Consider the following 20,479-nt stretch of genomic DNA (forward strand, 5'->3'; position numbering starts at 1 on the left):
GCCATCAGGCCGCCTTCTCCGCAGCCTTCAGCGCGCGCTTGAGGTCGTCGATCAGGTCGTCGGCGTCTTCCAGGCCGATCGACAGGCGGATCGTGCCCTGGCCGATGCCGGCCTGGGCCAGCGCTTCGTCGGACATGCGAAAGTGCGTGGTGCTGGCAGGGTGGATCACCAGCGAGCGGCAGTCGCCCACATTAGCCAGGTGGCTGAAGACCTTCAGCGTTTCGATGAACGTCTTGCCCTGGTTGCGGTTGCCGGCAATGTCAAAGCTAAACACCGAGCCCGCGCCGCGCGGCAGCAGCTTCTTTGCCAACTCGTAGGAAGCATGCGTCTCCAGCATGGGGTGACCCACGCGGCTGACCAGCGGGTGGCTGGCCAGGAACTGCACCACCTTCTCGGTGTTCTTCATGTGCTTTTCCATGCGCAGCGGCAGCGTCTCAATGCCCTGCAGGATCAGCCAGGCGCTGTGCGGGCTCATGCAGGCGCCAAAGTCGCGCAGGCCTTCGCGGCGCGCGCGCAGCAGGAAGGCGCCGACGGTGCTTTCCTCGCTGAACACCATGTTGTGGAAGCCGTCGTAGGGCTGGGTCAGCTCGGGGAAGCGGCCCGACTTTTCCCAGTCGAAGCGGCCGCCGTCAACGACGATGCCGCCGATCACCGTGCCGTGGCCCGACAGGAACTTGGTGGCCGAGTGGTAGACGATGTCCGCGCCATGCTCGAAGGGCTTGATCAGCCAGGGCGAGGTCAGGGTGGAGTCGACCAGCAGCGGCACGCCGGCTTCGTGGGCAATCGCGCTGACGGTGGGAATGTCCAGCACATCGAGGCCGGGGTTGCCCACGGTTTCGCCGAAGAACAGCTTGGTGTTGGGGCGCACGGCGGCTTTCCAGCCGTCGATGTCGCCAGGCTTGACGAAGGTGGTCGCTATGCCGAAGCGCGCCAGCGTGTAGTGCAGCAGGTTCTGCGAACCGCCGTACAGCGCCGTGCTGGCCACGATGTGGCTGCCCGCGCCCATCAGCGTGGCGATCGACAGGTGCAGCGCCGCCTGGCCGCTGGCCACGGCAATTGCGCCCACACCGCCTTCGAGCGCCGAGACGCGCTGCTCCAGCACCGCATTGGTGGGGTTGGAGATGCGGCTGTAGACATGGCCGGGGCGTTCCAGGTTGAACAGGCTGGCCGCGTGGTCGCTGGATTCGAAGACGAAGGACGTCGTCAGATGGATGGGCACGGCGCGCGCGCCGGTGGCGGGGTCGGGCTGGGCGCCCGCGTGCAGGCTTAGGGTGTCGAAGCCGGGATCGGCGTAACCGGGCATGAAGCGTCTCCAGATCAATCAGGGAAATGCCGAACATGCTGGCACAGATGCGCGCACGGGGCAGCCAATTGGGCGACCAGGCGACCTGCGGAAAACCCTGAGAGCCCAGCCCGCACGCAGGGGTGCGGCGTGGTTGAAAAACCATAGCTGCTGGCGCGGCAGTTGGCGGTGTTTGCTGTGCTTGGGGGGTCATTTCAGAGCCTGGGCAAGCGCGGGCAGCTATTTTTTGTGTAGCGTGGGTGTCCGCCGTGTGGCAGATCCGGCCCGCGCCGCCCTGGATGTGGGCTATATTGCGCCACAGGCGCCGCCGCAGGCTGCGGCAGCCATTCCTGGAGAGACAAGACATGAAAGTGAGCGACATCCTGCGCCTCAAAGGCAGCACCCTGTATGTGGCACAGGCCGACGATGCCCTGGCCGATGCGGTGGCGGTGATGGCGGAAAAAGACATTGGCTCGCTGGTGGTCATGGAGCACGGCGACGTGGTCGGCATGCTGACCTTCCGCGAGGTGATCCAGGCCACGGTCAAGAACGGCGGCAGCCTGGGCACGACGCGCGTGCGTTCGGCCATGGACGATGCCCCGCTGACCTGCACCATGGAGACTGAGCTGGACGAAGTGCGCCGCATGATCCTGGACCGCCACGCGCGCTACATGCCGGTGATGGACAAGCGCATGCTGATGGGCGTGGTCAGCCTGTACGACGTGGCCAAGGCTGTGGTGGACAGCCAGAACTTCGAGAACAAGCTGCTCAAGGCTTACATCCGCGACTGGCCGCAGCAAGAGCCCAGCGATTCGCAGGACCAGGGCCGCTGAGCCCTGGCGTGTCCGCACTGGGCGCGGTGCGGCGCCCCCGAAAAAAAGCTTCCCGACGGGAAGCTTTTTCATGCCCGCCGCACGATCTGCGGCCTCAGTCGTTGGGGTGGGACAGTGGCGCTGCCGTGTGGCGCTCGGCGTGCTGCTGCACCCAGGGCCCGATGTCGGTGGCCGGCATCGGCTTGGCTAAGCGGTAGCCCTGCAGCACGGGGCAGCCGTGGCGCGCCAGCCAGTCGGCCTGCTCCTGCGTTTCCACGCCTTCGGCGACCACGGTCATGCCCAGGCTGGTGGCGATGTTGAGCACTGAGCGTGTCAGGGCGCTGGCGGCACTGCTTACGGTCACATCCTGCACAAAGCTCTTGTCGAGCTTGAGCTCGGAAATCGGCAGGCGGTGCAGATAGCTCAGGCTGGAGTAGCCTGTGCCGAAGTCGTCCATGGACAGGCGCATGCCCATGGCGTGCAGCGTCTGCAGGTTGTTGAGCGTGGCGGGGCTGCTGTCCAGCATCACGCTTTCGGTGATCTCCAGCATCAGGTCCTGGCCGGTCAGGCCATGGCGCAGCAGGGTCTGCTGCACTTGCATGGCGAAGTCGGGCAGGTGGAAGTTGTTGGTGGACAGGTTGATCGACACGTGCGGCATGGGCACGCCCTGGGCGCGCCAGTTGGCCAGTTGGGTGCAGGCTGCGTCGATCAGCCAACTGGTCAGGGTGTGGATCAGGCCCGAATCCTCGGCCACGGCGATGAAACGCGGCGGCGGCACCCAGCCCCATTCAGGGTGCTGCCAGCGGGCCAGCGCTTCTACGCCGTACAGCCGTTGCGCCCCACTGCTGCAGATCTGGGGCTGGTAGTGCAGCTGCAGGCCGCCGGCGGCCAGGGTGGTGCGCAGCTCGCGCTCCATGTCGGCGCGCTCCTGGCTGATCTTGCCCATCTCGGGGCGGTAGCGCTCCCAGCGCTGGCTGCCCTGGCCCTTGGCGGCATACATGGCCTGATCGGCGTGGCGCAGCAGGGTCTCGATGTCGGTGCCGTCCTCGGGGTAGGTGCACACGCCGACGCAGGCGTTGGGCGTGGTCATCACGCCGTTGATGCTGAAGGGCTCGGCGATGGCATCCAGCATGCGCTGCGCCAGAAAAGGCATCTGGTCGGGGGCGCAGTGCGGCATCAGGACCGCGAATTCGTCGCTGGACAGGCGCCCGACCACGTCTTCGGGGCGTGTGCAACTGCCCAGGCGGTCGGCAATTTCGCGCAGCAAGGCATCGCCGGCGGCGTGGCCCAGGCTGTCGTTCCACAGCTTGAAGCGGTCCAGGTCCAGAAAGAACACCAGGCCCTGGTGGCCACGCATGGCGTGCAGGGCCTGCTCCGCGCACTCGTTGAACATGGTGCGGTTGGGCAGTCGCGTGAGCGTGTCGTAATAGGCCAGCTGGCGGATGCGGTGCTTGCTGGCGTCGCGCTCCATGGCCACGGCGCACAGGTGCAGGCAGGCCAGCACCAGCTGGCGGTGCAGCTCGTTCGGGCTGCGCGGGGTGTCGAAGTAGAAGTCCAGCGTGCCGACGACCCGGCCTTCGTGGTTCTTGATCGGGCTGGACCAGCAGGCCCGCAGGCCGGCGCTGGTGAACAGGGTGGCGACGGCGCTCCAGTGCGCATCCTCGGTGATCGTCTGGACGATCACTTCATGACCAAGGTAGGCGGCCGAGGCGCTGGCGCCGTGGTCGGGGCCGGAGCGCACGCATTTCATCAGCTCCAGCACCTGGGGCGCGATGCTGGGCGCGGCCAGCGGGTTCAGCAGGCCACTGGCATCGACGTCCATGACGCAGACCTTGACCTGGGGAATCATCTGCTCCAGGGTGCCGCACATGTCGTGCAGCAGGTTGGCCAGGGGCTTTTCCATGACCACGTCTTCCAGCATCTGGCGCTGCAGAGCTTCGAAGCGTTTGGTGAATCCGATGTCGGTCAGCACGATGACCTCGGCCGTGGTGCCGACCTTGGGGAAGGGCTGGCGGTTGAGGGTGTTGACCGTGGCCGCGACCCACAGGGGGCTGCCGTCTTTGCAGCGCAGCAGCAGCTCGCCCGTGTAGGCGCCGTGCTGCTCCAGCTCGTCGCGGATGTGGGGTGCCAGCTCCGTGTCCTGTCCCAGCAGCTTTTCCAGCGGCCATGCATCTTGCATGTCTTGCAGGCTGTAACCCAGCAAACGCGTAAAACCTTCGTTGACATGGGCCACGCGCAACTGCTCGTCGGTGACGAGCCAGGCACTGTTGCTGCTGTGTAGCGCTTGTAACCAGTCCGCAGTGGGGGTGGCTGGTGTCAAGATGGTCATCAAGCGGCTTCCTTGAAAAATTTCTCAAATAGTAACAAGCTGTGGAAGCCACGCCAAGGCGTGACGGGTTGCGCATGCATAATTCAGCGCACTATGAGCGGCAATACCTTCGGAACTCTTTTCACCGTCACCAATTTTGGCGAGTCGCATGGCCCAGCGATCGGCTGCGTTATCGATGGCTGCCCCCCAGGGCTGCCCTTGACCGCGCAGGACATCCAGGCGGACCTGGACCGCCGCCGTCCCGGCACCAGCCGCCATGTGACGCAGCGCCAGGAACCCGACCAGGTGGAAATCCTCTCGGGCGTCTACGAGGGCGTGACGACAGGCACTCCGATTGGCTTGCTGATCCGCAACACCGACCAGCGAAGCAAGGACTACGCCAACATTGCGCAGAGCTTTCGCCCCGGGCATGCGGACTATGCCTACTGGTACAAGTACGGCGTGCGCGATCCGCGCGGCGGCGGGCGCTCGTCGGCCCGCCTGACGGCCCCCACCGTGGCGGCCGGCGCGGTGGCCAAGAAATGGCTGAAGCAGAAGTTCGGCACTGAATTTCGCGCCTGCATGACCCAGATCGGCGAGCTGCCCATCGGCTTCGAAAGCTGGGAGCATGTGCCGCACAACCCCTTCTTTGCGCCCGTGGCCGATGTGCAGGCGTTCGAGGACTACATGGATGCGCTGCGCAAGTCCGGCGACAGCTGCGGCGCCCGCATCCGCGTGCAGGCCACGGGCATGCCCGTGGGCCTGGGCCAGCCGCTGTACGACCGGCTGGATGCCGACATCGCCTACGCCATGATGGGGCTGAATGCCGTCAAGGCGGTGGAGATCGGTGCCGGCTTCGGCAGCGTCGCCCAGCGCGGCACCACGCACGGTGATTCGCTCAGCCCCGAGGGTTTTCGCAGCAACCACGCCGGCGGCATCGTCGGCGGCATCAGCACCGGCCAGGACCTGGAGGTGAGCATCGGCATCAAGCCGACCAGCTCCATCCTGTCGCCGCGCGAGTCGATCGATGTGCACGGCCACAGCGCGGAAGTCAGCACCAAGGGGCGGCACGACCCCTGCGTGGGCATCCGCGCCGCGCCGATTGCCGAGGCGCTGCTGGCGCTGGTGGTCATGGACCACGCGCTGCGCCACCGCGCGCAATGCGGCGATGTGCAGTGGACAGTGCCGCCGATTCCTGCGGCAGCGCCCTGAGGGCTGTAAAAAGATAGCTGTTAGCGCTGATTAAATCAGTGGTTCAAGGTCTTAATGGCCTGAAATGCTGAATTTTGGTGCGCCAGTAGCTCTCTTTTTTAATCCGCTGAAAATAAAAAAGGCCGCATGCAGCGGCCTTTTTTCATGGGGTGGCGTGGGCTTCAGGTGCGCACTTCGTCCACCAGCAGCTTGAAGTCGTCAATGTCCTCGAAGCTGCGGTAGACGCTGGCAAAGCGGATGTAGGCCACCTTGTCCAGCTTGCGCAGCTCGTGCATCACCAGCTCGCCGATGCGGCTGGAGGGCACTTCGCGCACGCCGGCGGTCAGCAACTGCTCTTCCACGTGCTCGATGGCCGCATCCACCTGGGCGGAGGCCACCGGCCGCTTGCGCAAGGCCAGGGCAAACGAGGCCTGCAGCTTGTCGCGGTTGTAGTCGATGCGCCGGCCATCCTTCTTCACCACGGTGGGAAAGCTCACGTCCGGGCGTTCGTAGGTCGTGAAGCGCTTGCCGCAGCTCAGGCACTGGCGGCGGCGGCGGATGAAGGCCCCTTCCTCGGCCACACGTGTTTCCACCACGGCGGAATCAGGGTGGCTGCAGAACGGGCACTTCATGCGGTCACCGGATTACTGGTAGACGGGGAAGCGGGCAGTCAGCTTGGCCACTTCGGCACGCACGCGCGCCAAGTTGGCCTCGTCGTTGGGGTTGTCCAGCACGTCGGCCACCAGGTTGGCGGTGATGCGGGCTTCTTCTTCCTTGAAACCACGGGTCGTCATGGCGGGGGTACCGACGCGGATACCGCTGGTCACCATGGGCTTTTCGGGGTCGTTGGGGATGGAGTTCTTGTTGATGGTGATGTGGGCGGCACCCAGGGCAGCTTCCGCGGCCTTGCCGGTGATGCCCTTGGCACGCAGGTCCACCAGCATGACGTGGCTCTCGGTGCGACCGGAGACGATGCGCAGACCGCGGGCGGTCAGGGTCTCGGCCACGACCTGGGCGTTCTTCACGACTTGCGCTTGGTAGGCCTTGAACTCGGGGGTCAGGGCTTCCTTGAACGCCACGGCCTTGCCAGCGATCACGTGCATCAGCGGGCCACCTTGCAGGCCGGGGAAGATGGCGCTGTTCAGCGCCTTCTCGTGTTCGGCCTTCATCAGGATCACGCCACCGCGCGGGCCGCGCAGGCTCTTGTGGGTGGTGGTGGTGACCACGTCGGCGTGGGGCACGGGGTTGGGGTACACGCCGGCGGCAATCAGGCCGGCGTAGTGGGCCATGTCCACCCACAGGATGGCGCCGACTTCCTTGGCGATCTTGGCGAAACGCTCAAAGTCGATGCGCAGGGCGTAGGCCGAGGCACCAGCGACGATGATGCGGGGCTTGTGCTCGCGGGCCAGCGCTTCCATCTTGTCGTAGTCGATGGCTTCTTCGGCGTTCAGGCCGTAGGACACCACGTTGAACCACTTGCCGGACATGTTCAGGGGCATGCCGTGGGTCAGGTGGCCGCCTTCGGCCAGGCTCATGCCCATGATGGTGTCACCGGGCTTGGCAAAGGCCATCAGCACGGCCTGGTTGGCCTGCGAGCCGGAGTTGGGCTGCACGTTGGCGGCTTCCGCGCCGAAGAGCTGCTTGATGCGGTCGATGGCCAGCTGTTCCACCACGTCCACGTTTTCGCAGCCGCCGTAGTAGCGCTTGCCGGGGTAGCCTTCGGCGTACTTGTTGGTCAGCTGGGAGCCCTGGGCTTCCATCACGGCGGGCGAGCAGTAGTTCTCGCTGGCGATCAGCTCGATGTGCTCTTCCTGGCGGTGGTTTTCAGCCTGGATGGCCGCAAAAACTTCGGGGTCGACGATCTCGACGGTATTGGTGCGTTGGAACATGGTTTGGCAGTCCTGTGAACTTGTATTCCCTTGAAAAGGGCTGCCCAGGCGAACGGCTAAAGACGCCCGATCAGTCTGGGCGGTACGCTCCCCGGTGGTTGGCACAGAGTCAGCAAGCCGCCCTGTGCAGCGATTCCACGTCAGTGCGGAGCCCGGAAGGCGGGCGCGCACCTATCGCCAGTTGCGTACCCTGCAAGTGTAGCCCAGGCCACCGGGCCCGGAAAACAACACAGCGCAAGCACCGCGTCGGCGCTGGGCCATTGCGGGTGCTTGCGCTGCGGGCGCGATCCAGGCGGGGATTACAGGTTGGAGCTGCGCGCCAGGGTGCCGTCGTCGTGCACGTTGCTGGCGGCCACGGCCTCCGTGGCCTGGGCGGCTTCGGGGGTGATCAGGCGCTTGGCCACCAGGGCCGGGCGTGTGGATGTGGTCGGGGTGGTGCTACCGGCCACCTGGCGCAGGCGGCGGTGCTCGGCCATCACCTTGGAGGCGTAGCCACCGTCGGAGTTCAGGTTGGCGGCGCCGACGTAGTACTTCAGCGCCCCTTCCACGGAGCCGGTGATGCGGATGTAGTCCTTGAGGATGGCCACGCCCACGCGCAGATTGCTCAGCGGGTCAAATGCCGCATGGTTGCCGCCGAAGTTTTCGTACTTGTCGGTGTGGACCTTGGTCATCACCTGCATCAGGCCTTGCGCGCCGACCGAGCTCTGGGCAAACGGGTTGAAGCTGGACTCCACCGCCATGATTGCCAGGATCAGGGTCGGGTCGATCCGTTGCTGCGTGCCCAGCTCGAACGCCTCGGCCACGATGGCGGCAATCGGCTCGGCCGCGACCTTGTACTTCTTGCTGATCCAGTAGGCGACTGCGGCCTGCTCCTTGGGCAGCTCCTTGGGGTTGGCCGCCGTGGTGCGCTCAATGGCTTCCGGCTCGGGCGTGTAGCCGACCACGGCCACATGGCGCTGTTGCAGCCAGTCGCGCAGATGGGCTTCACCCTGGGTGCGCAACTCGGGCTTGGCCACGAGGGCCACCACAGCAAAAGCAACCGCCAGGCCGATCAAGGCGAAGCTGTTGTGAATGATTTCTAAAAAGCCTTCGGTGACATCCGACGCAAAGGTGCGTACGGCGCCCACCCAGTTTCCCGGCTTGGACATGGCGTTTCCTTTCTGGAGGCTGGGGTGGAGTGCCCGTAGGGGCGTTCCTGCGCGCCAGCCTGAGATCCGATAGCTACTGTTTCATGCGCTTACTCAGCGCCTCGAGGGCATGAACATCCCCAGGCGGGGATTGAAGTAACAACGATTGACAATCTTGCGATTTGAAGAGGGCGGATTCTAAATTTGCTCCAAATTACCAGTCAATACTTTAAAAATTGTTTTTTATTACTTTTGGTTCTTATTTGGCCATGTGGAATGCGGGGTGCAAGCCGTAACTGCCTGTAAAAGCTGGGTTTGCTGCGTTTGTCAATGCCTTGGGCGCTATCAAACTGGGGATGTGCTTATTTGATTTTTAAATTCATCAATCTGTTCGATAGTCGAAATATTTGAAAATGGCGCGGGATATGACAATTGATGACGTATCCCTGCTTGGATCAGTGTTAATTTTTTGGTGGGCTTCACCGGGGCGCCGGCGCGCGCGTTAAGGTTCAAGCGGGGCATCACCTATGTACGGAGCAGGTTCAACAATGACAAATACTCAACAAGCACGGCCGGGGATGGGGGTGGGGCGCAAGCTGGCGGTGGCCGCTGGCGCCGTGGTCTTGGTTTGGGGCGGGCTCTGGCTGGCCTTGCCCGGTGTGATTGCACGGCAGGTGCAGGACAAGGCCACTGAAGCCTTGGGGCGCAACGTCACTGTGCGCAGCGTCGAGGTGTCGCCCTGGTCGCTGGCCGTGGCGGTGCGGGGGCTGGAAGTGGCAGGCTTGCCGGGTCAGGCGCCCGCACTTTCTATAGAGCGCCTCTATATCAATGCCTCCGCCACCAGCCTGCTGCGCTGGGCGCCGGTGCTGGATGCGCTGGAGCTGGACCAGCCCGTCGTGCGCGTGCGCCAGGATGCCCCTGGCCACTGGGACTTTGCGGATGTGTTGGACAAGCTCCAGCAGAACCCGGAGCCCAAGGACCCCGAGGCGGGGCTGGCGCGCCTGGCGCTCTACAACATCCAGATCCGAGATGGCCGCGTGGAGCTGGATGACCAGGTCGCCGGGGTGCAGCACAAGATTGAAGCGCTGCAGATGCAACTGCCCTTCATCAGCACGCTGCCTTCGCAGCGCGAGGTGAAGGTGCAGCCCCAGCTGTCCATGCGCCTGAATGGCAGCGAGCTGGCCACGCAGGCGGTGGCCACGCCCTTCGACGAGGCGCACCGCGCGCAGGCCAAGCTGCAGATTCAGCAGTTTGATCTGGCGCCCTATGCGCCTTACCTGCCGGCCAGTGTGCCGCTCCAGCTGCAGCAGGGGCAACTGGATGCCGAGCTGCTGGTGGCCTTCGAACAGGTCGAGCAACCGACGGTGCAACTGCAAGGCAGCACGCTGCAGGTGTCCAACCTGCAGCTGCAGGACCGTGCGGGCCAGCCATTGGCGGGGTGGTCGCAGCTCAAGGTCGAGCTGGGCGATACGCGCCCCTTGCAGCAGCAGGTGCGTGTGGCGGCGGTCAGCCTGCAGCAGCCTTTCGGGCATGTGCATCGCCGGGCGAATGGGGAATTCTTGCCCGCACCTACACCAACACCCGCGGTGGCGGTGGCGCCGGTGGTTGCGCCGGCCGTGGCGGCGACGGATGCTGCACAAAGCATAGCTGCTAGCGCAGAGTGGAAGCTGCTCATTGACCGATTGGATGTGGAAGGCGGTTGGGCCAGCTGGCGCGATGAGATGGGGCAGGTCGAGGCCGCCTTGCGCGTCGACCAGCTCCAGCTGCAAGCCCGGGATCTGGCATGGCCCATGGGGAGCGACGCCGAGTGGACGCTGGCGGCGCAGCTGCAGGGGGAAGACCGCGCCGCACGCGGCAGCCTGCGCAGTACCGGCAAGGGGGGGATCGACCAGGGCCAGGCCTCGGTGGTGGTGGACAAGTTCGATGCCCAGGCCGTCCAGGCCTATGCCCGGTAATGGATCAAGCTGCCGGTGGGCGGCCTGGCCTCGCTGACGGCCGACGTGACTTGGCAGTCTGGCCAGGTCCAGGCCACGGTGCCGACACTGGCCGTGGAGTCGGTGGCGCTGGGGCGTGCGGCCGCCCCGGAAGTGGCGTGGACTGGCTTGCAACTGCGCAATCTGCGACTGGATACGGCCCGACAGCAAGTCCTGGTGGAGCACGTCGGGCTGGAGGCGCCACGGGCCCGGGTGCAACGCAATGCCCAGGGCCGCTGGATGTATGAGCAATGGCTGCAGCCCGTGGCCGGGGCGCCGGCCAAGGGGCGCGAGACGGTCACATCCCCGGCCGGCAAGCCCTGGCAGGTGCTGGTGCAGGACATGGAGCTGGCTGCCGGGCAGGTGGAGCTGACGGATGCCTCGCTGGGCGACATGCCGCTGGCGATCCGTTTGTCGGACGTGCAGTTGCGCATGCAGAACCTGGACAGCGTCAAGGGCACGGCCCAGGCCAAGCTGTCGGCCCGCATGGCCGAGCGCACAGTGCGCGGTGGCTGGGGCAAGCCGGGATCCTTGTCCTACGACGGCGATCTGCAGCTGGACCCGTTGATGACCAAGGGCCGGGTCCAGGTCAACGCCTTGCCCTTGCAGGCGTTCGAGCCGTACATGGCTCCGCATCTGAATGTACGCCTGGTGCGTGCCCTGGCCAGTTTTGATGGCACGGTGCAGTTCGCCCAGCGCCCCAGGGGGCCGCAGCTGCAGCTCCAGGGCCAGGGGCGGGTGACGGATGTGCACGTCCAAAGCCTGCTGGGGGATGCGCAGGCGGCCCACGCCGTCCAGGGGCCGCATGCGGCGGCCGCCCTGGCCGCCGAAGACCTGCTGCGCTGGAAGCAATTGCGCTTGCAGGGGCTGCGTGTGAACCTGCAGCCGGCGCAGCCACCGCACATTCAGGTGCACAGCACCGAGTTGCAGGATTTCTTTGCACGCGTGGTGGTGCTGCCGGAAGGGCGGCTGAATTTGCAGAACCTGGTGAAGACGGCGCAGTCCGAGGGCGCCGCCGCTGCCGATGCGGTTGCGCCAGCCCCTGCTGAGCAGGCCCCTGCCGCCAGTGCCGCGCCCGCAGCGCCGTCGGCGCGCATCGACATGGGGCCGATCACCTTGCAGGGCGGGGTGATCAAGTTTTCGGACTTTTTCATCCGCCCGAACTACACGGCCGACTTGACCGCCCTGCAGGGCAGTCTGGAGGCCTTCTCCTCGCAACCGGCCGCCCCGGGCGAGGCCCCAGCCCTGGCCAAGCTGACTTTGGACGGGATTGCACAAGGTACGGCGCAGTTGCACATCGATGGACTGATCAACCCCCTGGCCCAGCCCTTGAGCATGGATGTGCGTGCCCAGGTGCAGGGGCTGGATCTGTCGCCGCTCACGCCTTACGCTATTAAGTATGTGGGGCACGGGATCGAGAAGGGTAAGTTCAGCATGGATGTGCGCTACCAGGTGCAGCCCGACGGGCAGCTCACGGCGTCCAACCAGCTGGTGCTGAACCAGCTCACCTTCACGGATCCGGTCGAGGGGGCGCCGACGTCCTTGCCCGTGCGTCTCGCGGTGGCGCTGCTGGCCGACAGCCACGGCGTGATTGACTTGAACCTGCCGATCAGTGGTTCACTCAACGACCCGCAGTTCCGCATCGCTCCTGTGGTCTTCAAGATCATCGGCAACATCATTCGCAAGGCAGTGACGGCGCCATTCAGCTTGTTGACGGGCGCGTTTGCCTCCGAGGATGACAAGAGTGACATCGCGTTCGAGCCAGGGCGCGCCAGCCTCAATTCCCAGGCGCAGAGCAATTTGCAGCAATTGGCCAAGGCCATGAGCAGCAAGCCGCAGCTCAAGCTCACCCTGGTTGGCCAGGCCAATGGCGCCACGGAAGCGGAGGGTTGGAAGCGTGCCCAGCTGGAGCAGTTGATGAATGGCCCCAAAGCCGAATCCGATGACGAGGCGCCACCCGAGCGCAGCGACAAGCAGAAGCTGGCGGCCCTCAAGCAGGCCTATCGCAACACGGTCAAGGACCGTCCACGCAACATGCTGGGCTTGGCCAAGGACTTGCCCGCCGAGGAGATGCAGGCCCTGATCCTGCGGGACATGGTGATTCCCGCCACCGCTTGGCCGGATCTGGCCACCGCGCGAGCCCAGAATGTGCGCGATTACTTGTTGGCCCAGGGGGTGGATTCTGGCCGCGTGTTTCTGGGCAACGCGGAAACCAAGGCTGCCAACCCGGCGACCCCTTCGGTGTTATTGAACATTTCTGTCCAGTGATACTTTGGGTCTTTGCAATTAGCGGCGAAAATACACGCTAACCAGCGCGCAAGCTGGGAGTGCAGCTTGCGAGCAAGACACAAAGCCCTTCATACCTTTGGGATGAAGGGCTGTTTTCCTATTTCATGATTCCTAATTTATCCGCAGCCACATGTCTGACGCACCTGAAATGAATCCCTCCCCAGCCAAGCAAGCAGAGGCTCATCCGCTCGATGCATTGACCGGCGGTGCGTTTTCTGCCGCGACCTCGGGTGATCGCGCTGCGCGCATCCGCGAATGGCTGGGTACGCAGCCGTCTGAGGAGCAATTGCAAGAAGTCTTCAAGGAACTGAGTGTGCGGGACAAGAGCGTGGCACGCCTGGTGCGCGAGCGCATCGACGATATCCGCCGTGTCAAGAGCCAGGAAGTGATTGCCGTGGAATGGGCGCAAAAGGCCCAGGACTTGCTGGCCGCGGCGCCGTTGAATGTGGCGGAGGCGGTGGCCTGGCAGCGGGATGCGGCCAAGGCTGGAGCCCCCTTGTCGCGCGAGCCCTTGGCTGGCTTGAAGCAGCAATTGGCCGAGCGGGTCAAGACCATCGAAGACCTGCAGCACCGTGTGCAGGTGCAGCGTGAGGCTGCGGTGCTGCTGGCGCAGCGCATCGAGGTGTTGTCCACCAAGTCGTGGCACGACGCGGCGGCCGCCCAGGAAGGGCTGCGTGCGGATGTGGCCAACTGGCAGGCCCAGGCGTCCGAGCTGACGGGTGACGCCAGCTGGCCCAGCGTGAATGACCGTTTCCCGCCACAACTGCAAAACTCGCAAACCCAGCTGCTGGTGGTGTGGGAAGCTTTCGAGTCGGCGCTCACCCTGACGCAGGCTGCGGCAGCCGATGAGCAGGCACCTTTGCCGCCTGTGCCCATGTGGGCCGATGAAATCCGCGTGGCCCGCGGCCTGCCTTCCGAGCTGGTCGCGGCCGCGCCCGCGAAGGCCGTGGCCAGCAAGCCTGCCAAGGTCGATGCCATGCACAAGCAACAGACGGCCGTGCAGGCCGTGCAGCCCGCGTTGCAGGCGCTGGCGGCGGCGCAGGACAAAGCAGCGGCGATTGCCGAGGTGCGGGCCTTGCTCAAGCAACAAGGGCGCTGGCTGGATGCAGCCACGGCCCAGCAAGTGCACGAGCAGTTGCTGGCTGCGGGGGACACGCAAGGCTGGCAGCCTCAGCAGGTCGACCGCGTGCGTGAAGAACTGGTAGCCAAGGCGGAAGGCTTGCTGGCCCGCCCCGAAGGCCAGGCACTGGGCGGGCGCAAGCTGCAAGAAGCCTTGCGCCAGTTGCGCGAGCAGTGGAAGCAGGCCGACCAAGGCGCTGCGCCCAACCATGCGCTGTGGAAAAAGTTTGACGATGCGTGCAACAGTGCCTACAAGCAGGTGGAAGCCTGGTTGGAGCGTGTGCGCGCGGAAGCCGGACAACACAAGGCTGCGCGCCTGGCGCTGATCGATGAAGTCAAGGCGTGGGCGGCGGCACAAGTCCAGACCCAGGACTGGAAGCAGGCCACCCGCGCTTTGCGCCAGTTTGCAGAACGCTGGCGCGATGGTGGCCACGTGGGTGAAAAGCAGTTTGCCGAGTTGCAGGCGGCCTGGAAGCAGGCCATGGCCCAGGCTGAAGCGCCGCTGCATGCCGCGCAAAAGGCCAGCATCGATCGCCGCCACGCCATGATTGCCGAGGCACAGGTGCTGGCCGATGCACCCAGCCTGCGCATCGACGCCGTCAAGGCCTTGCAGCAGCGCTGGCAGGCCGAGGCGCAGGCCGTGCCTCTGGATCGTAAGCACGAGCAAAAGTTGTGGGACACTTTTCGCAAGCCCCTGGATGAGGCTTTCGACCGCAAGGGGGCGGAGCGCAGCCGTGCGCCTTCTCTGAAGCATCTGCCTCCTCACGATCGTGCGGTGTTGGAAGCCGCCAAAGCCTTGCAGGCAGCGAATGCCTCAGGTGATGCCTCGCAGATCCGGGGTGCCATGGCGGCTTTGGAAGCGGCGTTGCATGCACAGCCATCTGCAGAGACCGACGTTGCGGTGACCGAGGCAGCCTCCCATACAGATGCATCGCCGTCGGCGGTGGTCAAGCAGGATCGCCCTGTGGTGGCGGTGCGCGGTGATGACCGTCCGGGCGCGAAGAAAGAAGCCGTTGCGCCGGTGCGCGACCTGCGTGCTTCGGCGCGCAAGGATGCGCGTCCGCAGCGGGCAGAGCGTGGTCCGCGCCTGGGAGATGCGGCTTTTCGTGCCCAGCGTGAAGCACTGGAGGGGGCGCAATTCGCCTTGCGCAAACTGGCCGCGCAAGCCCATGGCGAAGCCGTGTCTCACTTGGTGGATGCCTGGGTGCATCGTGATGCCGAGCGTTTGCCGTCGGCCCAGGAGTTGGGCGGCAAGGTGACAGCGCAGGTGCGCAATGCCTGGGTGCAGGCTGTGGTCGCGCCTGCGACAGGGGATGCGGGCGAAGCCTTGCTGCGCCTGGAGATCGCGGCCGATGTGCCAACGCCTGCCGAGTACTTGTCTGCCCGCCGCATGCTGCAACTGCAGCTGCTCACACGCCGCAATGCAGCCACGCCGGACCAAACATGGTCGCAGGACGTGGCCACGGTGCTGGCTGCTGCCCACTCGGATGCTGCGGCACGCCGTTTGCACAACGTGCTCAAGCCGCTGATGCGCAAGTGATGGTGTGATAGTGTGAAGGGGTGGACATGCGTCACCCCAGTCGATGCAAAAAAGCCGCTGGATTCAGCGGCTTTTTTTATGGCGAAGAGTCGTAGGAGCAAACAAAAAAGCCATCGCGATAAGGCGATGGCTGGTTGTGTCTGGTGCCCAGGAGAGGACTCGAACCTCCACGGAGTTACCCGCTAGTACCTGAAACTAGTGCGTCTACCAATTCCGCCACCTGGGCAAAATCAACTGCTTGCTTGTAGGTGTGGTAGCACCCGACAGTGTGATTTTGTTGGCATTGACAATGCCGCAAATTTTTTGGTGCCCAGGAGAGGACTCGAACCTCCACGGAGTTACCCGCTAGTACCTGAAACTAGTGCGTCTACCAATTCCGCCACCTGGGCAAAAGACAGTTGTTTTTAATGAAGTGAGGTAGCACTCAACAATCTGCTTTTGTTGATGTATGCCGAACAGACATGCATCGCAAATTTTGGTGCCCAGGAGAGGACTCGAACCTCCACGGAGTTACCCGCTAGTACCTGAAACTAGTGCGTCTACCAATTCCGCCACCTGGGCTGATTTCCATTGTCAACTTTTAAGGGTTAACGCTAGATTTCAATTTTTCTGAATTTCAAATTCTACTTCCAAACAAAACGTTCACTTGGTAGTTTGTGAACTTTTTGTTTTCCGACGCTGCATGCAGTTGTCGTTAAACTTGGTGCCCAGGAGAGGACTCGAACCTCCACGGAGTTACCCGCTAGTACCTGAAACTAGTGCGTCTACCAATTCCGCCACCTGGGCTTTCAGGAAAGATTTAGATTGTATAGCAAAAAAATGGACCAACGCACCAATTCACGCAATTCGCTCAAAGAGATTGAAGGCACGGTGCAGGGGCATCGCGATGGGCACGGTTTCATCATCCGTGACGACGGTGAGGCGGACATCTTCATCCCCGCCAATGAGATGCGGGCGGTGCTGCACAAGGACCATGTGCGTGTGACCATCGTGCGCCAGGATCGGCGCGGCCGCCCCGAGGGGCATATCGTTGAGATCATCGACCGTCCCACCAAAACCTTGATCGGTCGCCTGCTGCAGGAAAGTGGCGTGTGGCTGGTGGCGCCGGAAGACAAGCGCTACGGCCAGGATGTGCTGGTGCCGCAGGGGGCCACCAGCCAAGCAAAGACGGGCCAGGTGGTGGTGGTGGAGTTGACGGAGGCGCCGGCGCTGTTCGGTCAGCCGGTGGGGCGCATCGTGGAAGTGCTGGGCGAGGTCGACGACCCCGGCATGGAAATCGAGATCGCGGTGCGCAAATATGGCGTACCGCATGTGTTTTCGGAGGCCTGTCTGGCGGCCGCCAAGGCGCTGCCGGAAAAGGTCATGGCCAAGGACCGCAAGGGCCGTGTGGACCTGCGTGATGTGCCGCTGTGCACCATCGATGGTGAGGATGCCCGCGACTTCGACGATGCCGTGTATTGCGAGCCGGCCAAGGTCGGGCGCGCCAAGGGGTGGCGCCTGCTGGTGGCGATTGCCGATGTGAGCCACTATGTGCAAAACGGCAATGCCATCGACATCGATGCCTACGACCGCGCCACCAGTGTCTATTTCCCGCGCCGCGTGATTCCCATGCTGCCCGAGAAGCTGTCCAACGGCCTGTGCTCGCTGAACCCCGATGTGGATCGCCTGTGCATGGTCTGCGACATGCTGGTCACGGCGAAGGGTGAGGTGCATGCCTACCAGTTCTACCCCGGGGTCATGCACAGCCATGCCCGCTTCACCTACACCGAGGTGGCGGCCATCCTGTCGAACACCCGTGGGCCCGAGGCAACGCAGCGCAAGGCGCGCGTGCCGGATCTGTTGAACCTGCACGGCGTCTTCCGCGCCTTGCTGGAGGCACGCAATACGCGTGGTGCGGTCGACTTCGACACGGTGGAGACTCAGATCGTGTGCGATGAGAACGGCCGCATCGAGAAGATCGTGCCCCGCACGCGCAACGATGCGCACCGTCTGATTGAGGAGTGCATGCTGGCGGCCAACGTCTGCGCGGCCGACTTCATTGAACAGAATGGGCACACGGCCTTGTTCCGCGTGCACGACAAGCCGTCGGCCGAGAAGATTGATTTGCTGCGCGGTTACCTGAGGGCGGTCGGCGTGAACCTGTCGGTGTCGGATACGCCCAGCCCGGCGGAATTCCAGGCGATTGCCGATGCCACCAAGGACCGGCCCGATGCCCAGCAGATCCACACCATGCTGCTGCGCACCATGATGCAGGCCATGTACATGCCGGACAACGGTGGGCACTTTGGCCTGGCGTTCAGTGCCTACACCCACTTCACCAGCCCCATCCGCCGCTATCCGGACCTGCTGGTGCACCGCGTCATCAAGTCCATCCTGAACGATGCCAAGTACAAGCTGCCCAAGCTGCCCGAGCCCGGCGAGGCCCAGGCCAAGCTGGCCAAGCGCCTGGCCAGCCGGGTGGGGGAGCCGCAGATCCAGCCGCGCAGCCGTGCCGTGATGGCCGAGTTGCAGGCCTGGGAAGCTGCAGGCCTGCATTGCAGCGCCAACGAACGCCGTGCCGACGAAGCCAGCCGCGACGTGGAAGCCTGGCTGAAGTGCAAGTACATGCGCGACTACCTGGGTGAGGAATTCGCGGGCACGGTGACGGCGGTGACCTCCTTTGGCATCTTCGTGACCCTGGATGCGATGTATGTCGAAGGTCTGGTGCACATCACCGAGCTGGGGGGGGACTACTTCAAGTTCGATGAGCAGCGCCAGGAGTTGCGCGGCGAGCGCACCGGGGTGAGCTACACGATTGGCACGCGCCTGCAGGTGCAGGTCAGCCGCGTGGACTTGGATGGCCGCAAGATCGACTTCCGCATCGTGCAGGACGAGCAGGAGGCGCTGAACACGCGCAACCGGGGCGGCAAGCGCGCGGCGTTTGCCCCGCGGGGCGAGGGCGATCGCACGCACGAAGAGCCGGCACCCCGTGCCCGCAAGGACAAGGGGCGCGGCTATGGCGGCGCCGGTGCTGGTGGTGCCAAGGCCAAGCCGGCGTCCGGCAAGTCCTGGCAGGATCCGGCGGCCGCTGGCTTTGGTGCCGTGCGCGGCAAGCCGCACGCCGATGACAAGCCGGCGGGCAAGTCCGGACGGCGCCGCCGCTGAAGCAGGCTGCCGCAACCCGGGGGCGGGGCCCTGTGTGTTGCGCATCTGTCGCCAAGCATCATCCGCTGGGCTGCCTTGAATTCAGGAGCTGCTCGCGCAGATCTGGCAAGGGTTTTGATTAGTTTTCTATTTGAAACGCTTGTCTAGTAAGCGCGAGCAGCTCTTTTTTATTCAAAGACTTTGTAATTGCGCCTGTGCCAGCGCGGAGGCGATCAGGGCGCGCTGGGCCGGCCATTGGTCGGCCAGGGCGCCATGCTCCCACGCGGCCTGGCTGGCGACGGTGTGGGCGGGCAGGTCGGCTTGCCAGCGTGCGGCCAGGATGCCGGCCAGCACATCGCCGGTGCCGCCGATGGCCAGGCGCGGATTGCCCGTGGGGTTGATGTGCGGAGTCTCGCCCGGGCTGGCGATGATGCTGCCCGAGCCCTTGAGCAGCACCGTGCACTGCAGGTTGTCGGCCAGCGTCTGTGCTGTGGTCAGGCGTTGGCCCTGCACCTCGGCGGTGCTTTGGCGCAGCAGGCGTGCGGCCTCCAGTGGGTGGGGGGTCAGGATGGTGGCATGGCCGCGTGCCCGGCGGGCCTGCACAGCATGGTGTAGCGTCTGGTCACGGGCCAGTGCGTTCAGTGCATCGGCATCCAGCACCAGGCGCGGCGCCTGTTCCAGCACGGCAGGCAGCCATGCGTGCACGACCTGCCCACCGCCGCAGCCGCACACCACGGTGGCATGGGCCAGGTGGCCGCGGGCGCTGTCCGCATCCGGCAGCATCAGGTCGGGCAGTGGCGGGTAGACGCTGAATTCCGGGGTGTTCAACAGGTGCAGTAGGGTGCGGCCTGCGCCGTGGTGCAGGGCGGCGCTGGCAGCCAGAATGGCGGCGCCGACCATGCCCGGGGCGCCGCCAATCACCAGCACGTCGCCAAAGCTGCCCTTGTGGCTGTTGTGGCGGCGCCTGGGTTGGGGTGCCGGGCCGCTGAGCCAGGCGCTGGGGGGCTGTTGCTGCAGCCAGTCGGTGCATTCCAAGTCGTCCCACCAGATGTCCCCGCAGGCGTCGCGCCCGTGAGCGGTGAACAGCCCGGGTTTCAGGGTCAGCAGGCTCAGGGTGTGGCGGCTGCTGGGCTGCCAGGTCTCGGGGGGCGTGTAGCCGGGGAGCCAGGTGCCGTGGTCGGTGTCCAGGCCCGTGGGCAGATCGACGGCGATCGAATGCCCGGCGCTGGTGTAACTGCGCTGCAGCAACTGCTGCAGCGGTGTGGCGTCGGCACCACTGCGGGCGCGCTGGCCCAGTCCCAGTAGCGCGTCGATGACCACATCTTCGGTGGTCAGCGACGGAGTGGCGTGGGGCGACAGCCACTCCACCGGCGTTTGCCGGGCCTGCTGCCAGGCGGCATGGGTGTCGTCGCTGCACGCGTCTGGGTTGCCCAGCCAGTGCACGCCGACTTTCAGGCCGCGCCGCGCCAGATGGCTGGCTGCCACCAGTCCATCGCCACCGTTGTTGCCCGGCCCGCACAGCACCCAGGCCTGGCGCGCCTGCGGCGCCACGGTGCGGGTCAGGTCGGCGATGGCCTGGCCGGCGCGCTGCATCAGGCTGGGTTGTTGGGGTTGGGCCAGTGCGGCCTGCTCGATGCTGCGGCTGGCTTGCGCATTCCAGAGGGGCCGTGATGTGGTGGCGTGCCAGTGAATGCGCTGCAGCATGGTGTCTCCTAAAACCGCAGGGGGCTGAAGGCCTGCATGTCGATGGCGGTGGGGCGGCCGGCCAGCATGTCGGCCAGGGCCCGGGCGCAGCCTGCCGCCAGGCTGGCGCGTGGCTGCCGTGC

The 20,479-nt window shown here is 64.9% G+C and carries 12 protein-coding genes, 4 tRNA genes and 1 riboswitch; of the genes, 6 read left to right on the forward strand and 10 right to left on the reverse strand.

Annotation, left to right across the window (positions count from 1 at the left end; genetic code table 11):
- Window positions 1-4: 4 nt before the first annotated feature.
- Window positions 5-1,303, reverse strand: coding sequence for an O-acetylhomoserine aminocarboxypropyltransferase (locus SJH88_RS06155; protein ID WP_274753911.1), 1,299 nt, complete (start codon window positions 1,301-1,303; stop codon window positions 5-7).
- A 344-nt stretch (window positions 1,304-1,647) separates the two neighbouring features.
- Between SJH88_RS06155 and SJH88_RS06160 the strand changes: the two genes are divergently transcribed.
- Window positions 1,648-2,115, forward strand: coding sequence for a CBS domain-containing protein (locus SJH88_RS06160; RefSeq protein ID WP_042412253.1), 468 nt, complete (start codon window positions 1,648-1,650; stop codon window positions 2,113-2,115).
- A 94-nt stretch (window positions 2,116-2,209) separates the two neighbouring features.
- Here the strand turns inward: SJH88_RS06160 and SJH88_RS06165 are convergent, their stop codons facing one another.
- Window positions 2,210-4,423: a sensor domain-containing protein gene (locus SJH88_RS06165; protein ID WP_274753912.1), complete on the reverse strand. Its 2,214-nt coding sequence runs from the start codon at window positions 4,421-4,423 to the stop codon at window positions 2,210-2,212.
- 93 nt (window positions 4,424-4,516) lie between these two features.
- On the opposite strand from SJH88_RS06165, the gene aroC reads away from it, so the two are divergent.
- Window positions 4,517-5,614: a chorismate synthase gene (gene aroC / locus SJH88_RS06170; RefSeq protein ID WP_274753913.1), complete on the forward strand. Its 1,098-nt coding sequence runs from the start codon at window positions 4,517-4,519 to the stop codon at window positions 5,612-5,614.
- A 161-nt stretch (window positions 5,615-5,775) separates the two neighbouring features.
- Here the strand turns inward: aroC and nrdR are convergent, their stop codons facing one another.
- From nrdR to SJH88_RS06185, 3 genes are all read right to left on the reverse strand, one after another.
- Complete coding sequence (gene nrdR, locus SJH88_RS06175) at window positions 5,776-6,225, reverse strand: transcriptional regulator NrdR (RefSeq protein ID WP_042412247.1); 450 nt, start codon at window positions 6,223-6,225, stop codon at window positions 5,776-5,778.
- Window positions 6,226-6,237: 12 nt separating this feature from the next.
- Window positions 6,238-7,482, reverse strand: coding sequence for a serine hydroxymethyltransferase (gene glyA / locus SJH88_RS06180; RefSeq protein WP_042412245.1), 1,245 nt, complete (start codon window positions 7,480-7,482; stop codon window positions 6,238-6,240).
- 35 nt (window positions 7,483-7,517) lie between these two features.
- A riboswitch (ZMP/ZTP riboswitch) is annotated at window positions 7,518-7,677 on the reverse strand.
- 104 nt (window positions 7,678-7,781) lie between these two features.
- Complete coding sequence (locus SJH88_RS06185; protein ID WP_274753914.1) at window positions 7,782-8,630, reverse strand: lytic transglycosylase domain-containing protein; 849 nt, start codon at window positions 8,628-8,630, stop codon at window positions 7,782-7,784.
- Between the two features lie 527 nt (window positions 8,631-9,157).
- On the opposite strand from SJH88_RS06185, the gene SJH88_RS06190 reads away from it, so the two are divergent.
- The 3 genes from SJH88_RS06190 to SJH88_RS06200 all read left to right on the forward strand — a co-directional run bounded on the left by SJH88_RS06190 (window position 9,158) and on the right by SJH88_RS06200 (window position 15,530).
- Window positions 9,158-10,564, forward strand: coding sequence for a DUF748 domain-containing protein (locus tag SJH88_RS06190; RefSeq protein ID WP_274753915.1), 1,407 nt, complete (start codon window positions 9,158-9,160; stop codon window positions 10,562-10,564).
- Between the two features lie 45 nt (window positions 10,565-10,609).
- A complete protein-coding gene (locus SJH88_RS06195; protein WP_274753916.1) occupies window positions 10,610-12,850 on the forward strand; it encodes a DUF748 domain-containing protein in 2,241 nt (746 codons plus the stop codon).
- Window positions 12,851-13,001: 151 nt separating this feature from the next.
- The gene (locus tag SJH88_RS06200) at window positions 13,002-15,530 is read left to right on the forward strand and encodes a DUF349 domain-containing protein (RefSeq protein WP_274753917.1); all 2,529 of its coding nucleotides are present in this window, start codon (window positions 13,002-13,004) and stop codon (window positions 15,528-15,530) included.
- 141 nt (window positions 15,531-15,671) lie between these two features.
- On the opposite strand, the gene SJH88_RS06205 is transcribed toward SJH88_RS06200, so the two are convergent.
- From SJH88_RS06205 to SJH88_RS06220, 4 genes are all read right to left on the reverse strand, one after another.
- Window positions 15,672-15,756, reverse strand: a tRNA-Leu gene (locus SJH88_RS06205).
- A 78-nt stretch (window positions 15,757-15,834) separates the two neighbouring features.
- A tRNA-Leu gene (locus tag SJH88_RS06210) sits at window positions 15,835-15,919 on the reverse strand.
- A gap of 87 nt (window positions 15,920-16,006) precedes the next feature.
- Window positions 16,007-16,091: transfer RNA gene (locus SJH88_RS06215), tRNA-Leu, on the reverse strand.
- A gap of 140 nt (window positions 16,092-16,231) precedes the next feature.
- Window positions 16,232-16,316, reverse strand: a tRNA-Leu gene (locus tag SJH88_RS06220).
- A 33-nt stretch (window positions 16,317-16,349) separates the two neighbouring features.
- Between SJH88_RS06220 and rnr the strand changes: the two genes are divergently transcribed.
- Window positions 16,350-18,674: a ribonuclease R gene (gene rnr, locus SJH88_RS06225; RefSeq protein WP_274753918.1), complete on the forward strand. Its 2,325-nt coding sequence runs from the start codon at window positions 16,350-16,352 to the stop codon at window positions 18,672-18,674.
- A gap of 171 nt (window positions 18,675-18,845) precedes the next feature.
- On the opposite strand, the gene SJH88_RS06230 is transcribed toward rnr, so the two are convergent.
- Window positions 18,846-20,357: an NAD(P)H-hydrate dehydratase gene (locus tag SJH88_RS06230; protein ID WP_274753919.1), complete on the reverse strand. Its 1,512-nt coding sequence runs from the start codon at window positions 20,355-20,357 to the stop codon at window positions 18,846-18,848.
- Window positions 20,358-20,479: the final 122 nt, after the last annotated feature.

The sequence above is a fragment of the Comamonas sp. GCA5 genome (genome assembly GCF_036541385.1).
In the GTDB taxonomy this organism is placed as follows: domain Bacteria; phylum Pseudomonadota; class Gammaproteobacteria; order Burkholderiales; family Burkholderiaceae_C; genus Comamonas; species Comamonas aquatica.

Coding starts and splice junctions, on each gene's coding strand:
- SJH88_RS06190 (WP_274753915.1), top strand. CDS start 9,158: ATGACAAATACTCAACAAGCACGGCCGGGGATGGGGGTGGGGCGCAAG.
- SJH88_RS06160 (WP_042412253.1), top strand. CDS start 1,648: ATGAAAGTGAGCGACATCCTGCGCCTCAAAGGCAGCACCCTGTATGTG.
- SJH88_RS06185 (WP_274753914.1), bottom strand. CDS start 8,630: ATGTCCAAGCCGGGAAACTGGGTGGGCGCCGTACGCACCTTTGCGTCG.
- nrdR (WP_042412247.1), bottom strand. CDS start 6,225: ATGAAGTGCCCGTTCTGCAGCCACCCTGATTCCGCCGTGGTGGAAACA.
- SJH88_RS06155 (WP_274753911.1), bottom strand. CDS start 1,303: ATGCCCGGTTACGCCGATCCCGGCTTCGACACCCTAAGCCTGCACGCG.
- glyA (WP_042412245.1), bottom strand. CDS start 7,482: ATGTTCCAACGCACCAATACCGTCGAGATCGTCGACCCCGAAGTTTTT.
- SJH88_RS06165 (WP_274753912.1), bottom strand. CDS start 4,423: ATGACCATCTTGACACCAGCCACCCCCACTGCGGACTGGTTACAAGCG.
- SJH88_RS06230 (WP_274753919.1), bottom strand. CDS start 20,357: ATGCTGCAGCGCATTCACTGGCACGCCACCACATCACGGCCCCTCTGG.
- aroC (WP_274753913.1), top strand. CDS start 4,517: ATGAGCGGCAATACCTTCGGAACTCTTTTCACCGTCACCAATTTTGGC.
- SJH88_RS06200 (WP_274753917.1), top strand. CDS start 13,002: ATGTCTGACGCACCTGAAATGAATCCCTCCCCAGCCAAGCAAGCAGAG.
- rnr (WP_274753918.1), top strand. CDS start 16,350: ATGGACCAACGCACCAATTCACGCAATTCGCTCAAAGAGATTGAAGGC.